General features: G+C 69.1%; 11 protein-coding genes. 8 read left to right on the top strand and 3 right to left on the bottom strand.

Annotated elements, in window-relative coordinates; all coding sequences use genetic code 11:
• Nucleotides 1-301: hypothetical protein (locus ACTHL9_RS07780; RefSeq protein WP_440518277.1), on the bottom strand; the 301-nt coding region annotated here is incomplete at its 3' end.
• Nucleotides 302-697: 396 nt separating this feature from the next.
• Here ACTHL9_RS07780 and ACTHL9_RS07775 point away from each other — a divergent pair.
• Genes ACTHL9_RS07775 through ACTHL9_RS07765 form a run of 3 tightly spaced genes read left to right on the top strand, consistent with a single transcriptional unit; the run spans nt 698 to nt 3180 of the window.
• Nucleotides 698-1588, top strand: a complete 891-nt coding sequence (locus ACTHL9_RS07775; RefSeq protein WP_440518276.1) for a LysR family transcriptional regulator — start codon at nt 698-700, stop codon at nt 1586-1588.
• Nucleotides 1589-1609: 21 nt separating this feature from the next.
• Entirely contained in the window at nt 1610-2485 is an 876-nt protein-coding gene (locus ACTHL9_RS07770) for a hypothetical protein (protein WP_440518275.1), read from the top strand.
• Between the two features lie 47 nt (nt 2486-2532).
• The gene (locus ACTHL9_RS07765) at nt 2533-3180 is read left to right on the top strand and encodes a peptide deformylase (RefSeq protein WP_440518274.1); all 648 of its coding nucleotides are present in this window, start codon (nt 2533-2535) and stop codon (nt 3178-3180) included.
• Here the strand turns inward: ACTHL9_RS07765 and ACTHL9_RS07760 are convergent.
• Nucleotides 3177-5210 carry a S9 family peptidase gene (locus tag ACTHL9_RS07760; RefSeq protein ID WP_440518273.1) on the bottom strand — a complete coding sequence of 678 codons (2034 nt, stop codon included), beginning with the start codon at nt 5208-5210 and terminating at the stop codon, nt 3177-3179. The two genes, ACTHL9_RS07765 and ACTHL9_RS07760, sit on opposite strands and share 4 nt — an antisense overlap.
• A 41-nt stretch (nt 5211-5251) precedes the next feature.
• On the opposite strand from ACTHL9_RS07760, the gene ACTHL9_RS07755 reads away from it, so the two are divergent.
• On the top strand, nt 5252-6109 hold the full coding sequence (locus tag ACTHL9_RS07755; protein WP_440518272.1) for a methyltransferase domain-containing protein: 858 nt from the start codon (nt 5252-5254) through the stop codon (nt 6107-6109).
• Here ACTHL9_RS07755 and yczE read toward each other — a convergent pair.
• Complete coding sequence (yczE, locus tag ACTHL9_RS07750; RefSeq protein ID WP_440518271.1) at nt 6087-6812, bottom strand: membrane protein YczE; 726 nt, start codon at nt 6810-6812, stop codon at nt 6087-6089. The two genes, ACTHL9_RS07755 and yczE, sit on opposite strands and share 23 nt — an antisense overlap.
• Nucleotides 6813-6873: 61 nt before the next feature.
• On the opposite strand from yczE, the gene yczR reads away from it, so the two are divergent.
• From yczR to ACTHL9_RS07730, 4 genes are all read left to right on the top strand, one after another.
• Nucleotides 6874-8274 (top strand): MocR-like transcription factor YczR, encoded by a 1401-nt coding sequence (gene yczR / locus ACTHL9_RS07745; RefSeq protein WP_440518270.1) that lies wholly within the window; start codon nt 6874-6876, stop codon nt 8272-8274.
• 87 nt (nt 8275-8361) lie between these two features.
• Nucleotides 8362-8841, top strand: coding sequence for an NfeD family protein (locus ACTHL9_RS07740; protein ID WP_440518269.1), 480 nt, complete (start codon nt 8362-8364; stop codon nt 8839-8841).
• 21 nt (nt 8842-8862) lie between these two features.
• Complete coding sequence (locus tag ACTHL9_RS07735) at nt 8863-9972, top strand: SPFH domain-containing protein (RefSeq protein ID WP_440518268.1); 1110 nt, start codon at nt 8863-8865, stop codon at nt 9970-9972.
• 184 nt (nt 9973-10156) lie between these two features.
• A complete protein-coding gene (locus ACTHL9_RS07730) occupies nt 10157-10501 on the top strand; it encodes an RNA polymerase-binding protein RbpA (RefSeq protein ID WP_440518267.1) in 345 nt (114 codons plus the stop codon).
• Nucleotides 10502-10608: the final 107 nt, after the last annotated feature.

The following is a 10608-nucleotide window of genomic DNA, read 5'->3' as shown; positions in this document are numbered from 1 at the left end:
AGGACGGAAGACAGTGAGCCGTATCGCTCGTAGTCACGGTCGCCGCGAGAGCGCCCACGACGGTGCTGGACGGGTTCGAGTTGTCGGCCGTGTACGTCACCGTCGCCGACTGGCCCGGTGCGAGCCCTGCTGCGAAGGACGAGTGCAGCGTCACCGTGCCGCCGCCGGCGGACGCGGTCGCCGAACCGGTGCCGGTGCCCGTCGTCGTCCAGTACGCGAACGCGGCGGCGCCGCCAACGCTCAGCATGCCCGCCGAGGCGACGGCGAGGACGGCCTTGGTCTTCTTGGTCATCTTGTTCATGGGAGTGCTCCTTCTAGGGGTGTGAACGCGCGATACGAGCGGCGGCGTCGAAATGCCCCACCAGTTCTGACGCTGTGCGGACTTCGGATCGGCTAATCCTTGGAGCCCGATGCGAAGACTTTCCCAGCCGGCACCCGCCCACGCCTACACTTGCGGCTACTCGTTTATGCGGCTCAGTACCCCCCTACTGAGTACTCACGTTCTCCGTTTCAGGTACGCGGAAGGCAGCTTTCGGGCCATCCGCAGCGCATGTGCGCACAGCGGATCGCCAGAGGTCAGCGGCCGGGAGCTGCTGGGTGTACTCGGTTGGCGCGGCTGGCTCGAGCACCAGGGGAACAGCACGACGGAAGGTCGGACAGAAGAATTTTTCTCCTCGTGAACTCATACGCTGGGCACATGACCGTTCGGGACTGGGACCTTCGCCACTACCGCTTCCTTGCGGCGCTCGCCGCCCACGGAAGCATTGGCGCCGCTGCCCGTGACACCGGCATGGCCCAGCCCAACGCGTCCCGGCTCCTCGAACAGATGGAAGGCTCCGCGGGGTTTGCCCTCGCCCGCCGGACACCTCGCGGCACCGAGCTCACCGACCGGGGCAGGGTCATTGCCGGACTCGCCTCGGACGTCCTCGAGGCGGCCGAGAGCGTTGCACGGGCCGTCGGGGCCCTCGAAAGGGACCGAGGCACGCTCCACGTGTCCGCGAGCATGACGGTCGCGGAACACCTCATGCCGTCATGGCTCGCCGCCGCCCAAGAGCGCCTCCCGGGGATGAACCTGACCCTCGACGTCGGCAATTCCGACGAAGTCTTCGCCCGCCTCCGCTCGGGCGCGGCGGACCTCGGCTTCGTCGAAGGGCCAACCGTGCAGACCGGATTCCGCTATCTCGACGTCGCGCGGGACGAGCTCGTCGTCGTCGTCCGCCCCGACCATCCGTGGGCCGCCCGAGGCGAGATCTCTCCCGAAGAGGTGGCCACTGCGGGACTCGTTGTTCGGGAACGAGGATCGGGAACGCGCCAGACGGCGGACCTCGCGCTCGCGCCGCACGGTACGGGCCCCCGCTTCGAAGTGGGCAGCAACGCGGCGCTCGCGGCGAGCGTCGCCGCAGGGCTGGGTCCGGGTGTCGTGAGTCGCCTTGCCGTCCAGCTTGCGCTGCGCAGCGGCCGGCTCGCCGAGGTCGCCACGCCGGGCCTGCGCCTCCGTCGGGTCCTTCGCGCCGTCTGGTCGGCGGCCGAGCCGCTCCCCCGCTCGGCTCAGGAGTTCCTTGCGATGATCAGCAGCCCAGGCTCGTAGGCCCCCGCGTAGCCTAGATCCATGCGTCCGCGGGTTCGCGCTCTTCGTCTCGCCGTGCTCGCCCTCACGTGCGCACTCGGCGCGGCCGGGTGTTCCGGCGCAGGGGCGGGGCCGTCGTCGTCCTCCACCACGACCGGTAACGCTGCGGCGAGCACGCCTCAGGCTCAGCTCACCGCCGTCGTCGACCAGTTCCGCGACGAGTACGGAACCACCACGATCGTCCTGCAGCTCGACAATCGGACCTCTGCCAGCAGGACGGTGGTCCGGGCCGAGCTCGTCGGCTCAGGCTTCGCGGCCGGGACGCCGTGGACGGGCAGCATCGAGCTCCCGCCAGACCAGCCCCTCAGCCTGCCGGCGAGTGTGGGCGCGCCGGGCTGCGCGTCGACCGGCGGGTCGAACCCCTCCGTCCGAGCCGTCTTCGCCGACGGAACGTCCCTCACGGTGCCCGCAGCCGACCCGCACGATGTCCTGTCCCGCGTGCGGACGGAACAATGCTTCGCGGCCGTCGCCCACAGCGCCGTCGACCTCCGCTTCGCCGACGAACTCCAGCCCGGCCTCTCCCCGCAGACCGCGGTCCTCGATCTCATCGTCGCGCCGCCTGCCGGGAATCCGAGCACCCCGGCGGTCCTCGTCTCCGTCAGCGGGACCACGCTGCTGGCTGAAGACCCGGCGGCCCCGTGGCCCCACGATCTGGCCCTCGTCGCCAACGGCTCCCGCGTTCCGCTGACCTTCCGCCCGGCGCGCTGCGACCCGCACGCTGTGGCCGAAGACAAGATCGGAACCCTCATCCCGCTCACGCTCAAGGTCGCCGGGCAGACCGGAGTCGTGAAGGTGCCGGCGAGCGCCACGCTCAAGGCGGCGGTCTATGCTTTCGTCGGAAGGGCGTGCGGATGGTGACGTCGCGCCTCCCCACCGGGAGCCGCGTCCACACCTAATCTGAGGGCATGAGTCCCGCATCCCGCAGTCGCTGGTCTGCCGCACGCCTCGGCGAGAGGGCGGCCGAAATCGTTGCGGCGGACGAGCTGCCGCCCATCGTCCAGGCCGGGCATCCTGTGCTGCGCAGCGAGGCCATCCCGTTCGACGGCCAGCTCGACGACGCGCTCCTGCGAGCGCTCATCCAGGTGATGCGGCGTACGATGCACGCGGCTCCCGGTGTTGGCCTCGCCGCCCCGCAGATCGGGCTCCCCCTCCAGCTTGCCGTCCTCGAGGACATGTGGGCGACAGACGACGACGTGGCCAGGGTCCGCGATCGCGGCCCGCTGCCCTTCTTCGCAGTCGTCAATCCCGCGTACGCCGCCATCGGGAACGAGCAAACGGCGTTCTACGAAGGCTGCCTCTCGGTCCGCGGGTACACCGCCGTCGTCCGTCGGCACACCCGGATCGAGGCGCGGTGGACGACTCCCGAGGGCGCTGACCGCCGCGCGGAGTTCGCGGGCTGGCCTGCGCGGATCGTCCAGCACGAAACCGACCATCTCGGCGGAACGCTGTACGTCGACAAGGCGGATCTCAGGTCTCTCTGCAGCAACGAGGAATATGCGGCGAGGTGGTCCCACCCCACGCCTGAGGCCGCGGCGCGCGAGCTGGGCTTCTAGGGGGCCGGATTTGCCGCAGTCGGCAGATGCTGCCCCCACCACCGGAGGATGTGCTCGAACCGCTGCTTGCGGTGATGAGGCGTCCCGGACCGCGAGAGCTCGTGGTTCTCGCCCGGGAAGACCAGCAACTCCGTCTCGACCCCTCCGAGCTTCAGCGCCGCGTAGTACCGCTGCGCTTGTTCGATCGGGCAGCGCCAGTCTTCCTCGGAATGGATGACGAGGGTCGGGGTGCGCACGTCGTCGACGCAGGCCATGGGGCTCTGCGCCCGCATCTCCTCGGGTTCCCATCCCGTGTATTCCCCCGGAAAGAACCATCCGATGTCTGCAGAACCCACGAAGCTCACCGGGTCCAGGAAACCGCGCTCCACGATCGCTGCCCCGAAGCGGTGATCGTGGGCGATGGTCCACGCCGTGAGATAGCCGCCGTAGGATCCTCCCATCACTCCCAGCCGCTGGCCGTCCAACTCGGGGAAGGCCTCGAGCGCGGAGTCCAGGAACCCGAGGACGTCCTCGAAGTCCACGGTTCCCATTCGGCCCTTGATCGCCCGCGCGTGAGCCTCCCCGTACCCGGCAGATCCGCGGGGGTTGCACAGGAGGACGGCGTAGCCAGCTCCCGCGTAGACCTGCGCCTCGTCGAACCATGCGCCGGTGTACTGGGCGAACGGTCCGCCGTGGATGGTGAGGAGGACCGGGTGGGGCCCTTCTCCCTCGGGCAGCACGAGCCAGCCGTGCACTTCTGACCCGTCGGCGCTCTTTCCCGTGAATTCCCTCGGGATGAACGCCGGCGCCGCCTCGCGGAGGCCGGCCCCGAAGTCGGTGAGCCGGGTGATTCCGCTGTTCCTGACCACGGCCAGCTCGCCGGGGCTCTCGGCGTCCGCGAGGGAGAGGACGACGACGCCGCCCGCCGAGTCGACGCCCGTCGCCACGAGCCTGCCGTCGGCGAGGAGGTCCCTGCCTCCTTCGCGCATGTAGGCGACCGGCAGCACGGTGCCGCGGGTCCGCACGAGGCCGAGCGCGCGGCCGCCCTCGTCCACCCGGAGGCTCCCGGGCGCCTCGCCGAAGTCGTCCCCGTCATCGCTGATTCGCGTCGTGCTGCCGTCGGCCAAGCTGTGCCAGAAGAGCCTCGTGCTGCGGCCCACGAAGTCGGTCCCCGACTCGCCCAAGGACGCGGCCAGGACAAAGAGCCCGCTTCCGTCGGGTGCCGGTTTCGCGGCCTGCACTGAGGCCGCTTGCGGAGTGCCGAGCTCGATGACCGCGCCCGGGTCTCCTTCGACGGACGTTCTGACGAGTCGCGACGTCAAGGTGTCGATCGCTTCGGGGTCGGCCTGCGAGACCGTGTAGATCGATTGGCCGTCGGCTCCGAAGGCCGGCATCGAGTGGTCGACTGACGCCGAGGTGAGCTGGCGCGCCTGCGGAAGCCCCTTCGAGGTCTCGCCCTCGGCGCCCTCGATCTCCTCTGTGGACTCCTTCGCGCGTCCTCTGGCCGCGATGAACGGCTCTTCGTTGGCGTCCGGGAGGTCTAGGACGAAGAGTTCAGCCGGCTGGTCGAGCGTGTAGCCGCGCCCGTTCAGCCGGTAGTTGAGCCGGGTGATAAGCCGGGGATCCTCGGCACCGGGGCCAACACCTTCGGTGCTTCCGTACCGCCCGGCCTCAGGCTCGCGGGAGATGAACGCAAGGCGTGCGGAGTCCGGGGACCACGCGAGGGCCTCCACTCCGAGCAGGCGATCGGTCAGCGCCCGCGGCTCCCCGCCCTCCGCTTCGACGGCGAAGAGCTGCGGTCGCCCGCCGGGCTGGGCCCGTAGGAAGGCGATCCATTGCCCGTCGGGAGAATACTGTGGCGACGTGTCGCGGAAGCCGCGCGTGAGCCGACGCGGCTTCCGGAGCCCCTCCGTGCTCACCTCCCAGAGCTGCCCGACCGCGGCGTCGGCGCGGAAGTCGGGCCGGGTGACGGCGACAACGCAGCGCCCGCCCGAAGGATGGAGCGATGGAGCTGACAGGGTGGCGATGGCATCCAGCTGGCTAGGCTTCACGCGTGAAGCCTAGCCGCGACCGCCGAGGCTAGCATGGGGGCATGCCGTTCCCCGCCGTCGAACTCCTGCGCTGTCCGGTGTGCAGGAACGGGTGGGACGGCTCAAAGAGCAGCGAACGGACGCTGGTGTGCGCTTCCGAGCATCGTTTCGATGCTGCACGTCAGGGCTACGTCAACTTCCTGACCGGCCGAGGCACCCGCTTTCTGCCCGACTCCGCCGAGATGGTCGCTGCCCGGGAGAGATTCCTGGCGACCGGCAGCTACGCCCCCATCGCGCGGGCGCTGGCGGACGCGTGTGCGGCCGCAACCGCAGGGGACGACGACGGCGGCTCAGGCCCTCGCGCGATCCTCGACGTGGGTGCCGGGACGGGGTACTACCTCGACGCTCTCCTTGAGAGGATGCCGGGCTCCCGCGCCGTCGCCCTGGACATCTCGAAGTTCGCGCTTCGCCGTGCTGCCAAGCTTCCGCGGACCGCCGCCGTCGTCTGGGATGTGTGGCGAGAACTGCCGCTCGAAGACGCCTCCCTGGATCTGGTCGTGGACGTCTTCGCGCCGCGGAACTTCCCTGAGTTCGCCCGCGCGCTCCGCTCAGGCGGAGCCGCGTGCATTGTTACGCCGAGCCCCGATCACCTCGCCGCCCTCCGGGGCCTCCTGCCCATGCTCGACGTCCCGACGGGCAAGGCAGAAGCGGTCGCGACCTCGGCTGGCCCTGAGTTCGAGGCCGCTTCGGTCCGCCTTGTTCGCTTCCCGCTCGTGCTCACCCGTGAAGCGGCGGCTGATCTTGCTGTCATGGGGCCTGCCGGTCACCATTCGAGCAGGGAGACGATCCTCTCCCTGCTCGGCGAGGACCAAGTCCAGACCGAGGGCGTCGTGGAGATCACCGTCCTACGGCGTCGCTGACCTGTTCGCCCGCTCGGGCGTCGTCTGCCCCACCGCGCTCGGAACCGCGGTGCCCCTCTGACGGGGCGGCCAGCTTCGCAAGGTCGACGTGCAGCACCCGGAGTGCCAACTGGATCAAGGGACCGACCCCGAACGCGAAGACGGCCGTCCCGATTCCCACCGTGCCGCCGAGGGACCAGCCGACGGAAGTCGCCAGCACCTCGATGCCAGAGCGGACCAGCCACACAGGCCATCCCGTCCTTCCGACGATCCCGGTCATCAGGCCGTCCCGAGGGCCGGGCCCGAGTCCAGCCCCGATGTACAGCGCTGACGCGAACGCGAGGAGGACCAGGCCGACCGCGAGGAAGGCGCACTGCGCCAGTACCATCGCCCAGGGCAACACCGTCGAGGGAGGAAGGAGCGCGAGCCCGAAGTCCGCGAAGACCCCGACGAGGAGGGCGTTCGCGAGGGTCCCCCAGCCAAGACGCTGCCGCAGAGGGAGCCAGAGCAGGAGGACGACCACACTGACGCCCACGGTCGCCGTTCCGAAGCTGAGGCCGATGGCTTTGGCGACGCCCTGTGCGAGGACGTCCCACGGTGAAGCCCCAAGCCCCGCGCGGAGGATGAAGGCGATGGCCACCCCGTAAGCGAAGAGCCCGGCAAAGAGCCTGATCAGGCGCAGGGACAGACGCGAGGAGGTGAGAAATTCTCGGACGAAGGGCATGCGACAAGCTTCGCCGGAACTGGACTGCTGCCAAAAGGGCCAATTATGGGAATATGGCCTCATGACCTCCGTCACAGCGGCTCGATTGGCCTCCATTCTCGGCACGTGGAGGTCCGCCTCGCCCGCCTACGCCGCCCTCGCCGACCGCATCAGGCTCGTTATCGCCGACGGACGCGTTGCGCACGGTGCGCGCCTCCCCGCTGAGCGCGATCTGGCAGCGGCCCTCCAGGTGAGCAGGACGACGGTGGCCGCCGCCTACGCGCGTTTGCGGGAGCTCGGGACGATTGAGAGCCGTCAGGGATCGGGCAGCTACGTGTCGCCCGGTTCGCGGCCGGCCGCTGGCGACAGCGCCCTTGCAGTCGCCTTCGACCTCACGAAGGCCGCCCTGCCTGCTGCGAATGCCGTCGGAGAATGCTTCCGCATCGCGGCCGGGAACATCGGCCCCGAGCTCTCCGGATCTGGCTACGAAATCGTCGGCCACCCCGCGTTGCGGCTCGCGATCGCCGAGCACTATCGCGGCCGGGGCGTGCCGACCGACCCGGAACAGATCGTCGTGACGTCCGGCGCACAGCATGCAATCGCCCTGCTCACCCGCCTCCTCGTCTCTCCCGGCGACCGCGCGCTGATCGAACAGCCCACCTACCCCCACGCGATCGACGCGCTGCTTGCCGTCCGAGCGCGTCCCGTTCCTCTCCCTGTGACCCCGGACTGGGGATGGGATCTCGTCGAAGCGGAATCGGCCCTGCGGAACGCAGCTCCCGTTCTGGGCTACGTCATGCCGGATTTCCAGAACCCCACCGGCGCGAGCCTGTCGGACGAGGATCGCGCGAAGCTCGCCCGGGCAGCGGACCGGCACGGCACGGTCCTCATCGCAGACGAGACCACCATGTGGCTCGACCTGGGACGGGGACCCCGTGCCCCCTTGGCCAAGGCTTCGCCCTCGGTGGTGACCGTCGGAAGCCTGGGCAAGCTCGCTTGGGGCGGCCTCCGCGTCGGCTGGATTCGCGAGAGCCGGAACCTCGTCACGCGACACGTCCAGGCGAGGACGAGCATGGATCTGGGAACCCCCGTCTTCGAGCAGCTGGTCGCCGTCGAGCTCCTCCATCGCGAGGAGCAGTTGGTCGCCGAACGTCGCGCGCAGCTTGCCCACGGACTGGAAGCCCTCAGATCGTCCGTGGCCGAGAACTTTCCCGACTGGCAGCTGCCGGCCTGCGACGGAGGACTTGCCCTGTGGCTCAACTGTGCGCCGTGGTCCTCGTCGGAGCTCGTCCTTGCCGCACAGGAGGAAGGGCTCGCGCTCACGGCGGGCCCGCGGTTCGGGCTCCACGGCGCGTTCGAGAGCCGGTTGCGACTCCCCTTCACCGACGCCCCGGTGACCGTGACGGCCGCCGTGCAGGCGCTCCGCCGCGCCGCAGACAGGCGCGCAAGCGGCACGGTCAAAGAGCCTCTTGTGGCCGTCTGAGGACCTTGCCCATCCGTGGCGAACATGTTATTCGGTGGCCGGTCCCCGTGGCGTTCCGCTGGGCTAGGGTAGTGGAAGGAGCGGGGGATGGAGGGCGCCGTGGACTGGGTCATGCAGAACGCGTGGATGCTGTGGCTCGTGCTTGCCCTGGTGCTTGGCGGCATCGAAATGATCAGCCTGAGCCTCGTCTTCGCCATGCTCTCGGGCGGCGCGCTCGCCGCGTTCGTCACTGCCGTCCTCGGAGGCCCCACCTGGCTCCAGGGACTCGTCTTTGCTGTCGTCTCACTCGGCATGATCGGCTTCGTGCGTCCTGTTGCCATGCGCCACATGCAGCAGCGCAGCATCGAGGACGTCCGCACCAACGTCGACCGCCTGGTCGGCGCGCGGGCAATGGTCATGGAGGCGGTCGACAGCAGCCGGGGGCTCGTGAAGATCGGCGGTGACGTCTGGACCGCGCGGGCCGAGAGGGGCGAATTCCTCCCGGGCGACGTTGTCCAGGTCGTCGCCATTGACGGCGCAACAGCCGTCGTTGCGCCGGGCAGCGAGACCTCACCGTATCGGAGCTGACCACATCACAAGGGGGACATCATGGACGTTGGCGGAGTTCTGCTCATCGTCGTCGTCATTGCACTGATCCTGTTCGTCGGCACTGTCCTTGTCAGGTCAGTGCGCATCATCCCGCAAGCCCGTGCCGGCGTCGTCGAACGCCTTGGCAAGTACCAGCGGACGCTCACTCCTGGGCTGACGCTGCTGATCCCCTTCGTCGACCGGCTTCTCCCCCTGCTCGATCTCCGCGAGCAGGTCGTCTCCTTCCCGCCGCAGCCCGTCATCACCTCGGACAACCTCGTCGTCTCGATCGATACCGTCGTCTACTTCCAGGTGACCGATCCTCGAGCGGCGACCTATGAGATCGCCAACTACATCCAAGCGGTTGAGCAGCTCACCATCACCACCCTCCGCAACGTCGTCGGCGGCCTCAATCTCGAGGAAGCCCTCACCTCGCGCGACCAGATCAACGGACAGCTGCGGGGCGTGCTCGACGAGGCGACGGGACGCTGGGGCCTGCGGGTCTCCCGCGTCGAACTCAAGGCCATCGAGCCGCCGCACTCGATTCAGGACTCGATGGAGAAGCAGATGCGCGCCGAGCGCGACCGTCGCGCAGCCATCCTCACCGCGGAGGGCACCAAGCAATCCGCGATCCTCACGGCCGAGGGCGAGCGGCAGTCCCAGATCCTGAAGGCCGAAGGCCAGGCGAAGGCAGCCGTCCTGAAGGCAGACGGCGAAGCCCAGGCCATCCAGAAGGTGTTCGATGCGATCCACCGTGGAAACCCGGACGGCAAGCTGCTCGCCTACCAGTACCTGCAGACCCTCCCGAAGATCGCTGAGGGCGGTTCCAACAAACTGTGGATCATCCCGAGTGAAGTCGGCGAGGCCCTCAAAGGAATCGGCGGGGTCATCGGCAACGTCGGTCAGGCTGCGGCGTCGGGAGCGCCCTCACCGCTTCAAACGGCCCAGGACGGTGCCCCAGGCCTCGATCAACCGAAGCCAACCATCACGTCCGGCAAGGCCGACAGCCTAGAAGAGGATGCGCGAGCCTTCGAGGAGGAGGCCTCACGTCCCTCCGAGCTCGATGCTGAGGCTCAGGGAATCCTCGAGCACCACGCGCGGCGCCCCGGATCGGACGACGGAGCCGTCTGAGGCTCTCTCTGTGCCAACCGCTTCGGCCGCTCCCCGAAGAGAGCCGGCGTTCCCGTCTGCAACGGCGGGAACGCCAGTTCCGGCTTATAATGGAAAGCCCGTCCGGGAACACGCGAGACTGCCTAGGCGTTGACATGTGAGTCGGTTCCCGGGGTCGGAGAACGAAGAACGTGAGGGAGTAAATATGAGCGACCGCAGCCTGCGCGGCATGCGTCTGGGTGCACAGTCCATGGAGAGCGAGGCAGGCGTCGAGCCCGCTCCCCGCCAGCGCGTCGAGTATCGCTGCGAGGACGGCGAGCAGGTCTTCGTGACGTTCTCCTCCGAGGCGGAGATCCCCCCTGTCTGGACGTCCAAGACGGGCAAAGAAGCTTTCCTGGTCGACGGTGAGCGTCCGTCCGAGAACGCCGAGAAGGCAGTGCGCACGCACTGGGACATGCTGCTGGAGCGCCGCAGCATCCCCGAGTTGGAGCAGATCCTCGCGGACCGGCTTGCCCTGCTACGTGGGAAGCGCGGCGAGCGGGTCGGCTGATCACACCAGCTGAAGCCAGAAGGGGGGGGGGCCCCGGGGGCCGCCCCCGCGTAGGTTGGGCCCCCCCCCCCGCCCCCCCGCACCCCCGGGTGGGGGCCCCGGGGGCC

The organism is Sinomonas sp. (genome assembly GCF_051955515.1).
Taxonomy (GTDB): Bacteria; Actinomycetota; Actinomycetes; order Actinomycetales; family Micrococcaceae; genus Sinomonas.
Note: the sequence above shows the minus strand (reverse complement) of the source record. Positions and strands in the feature narration are given on the sequence as shown.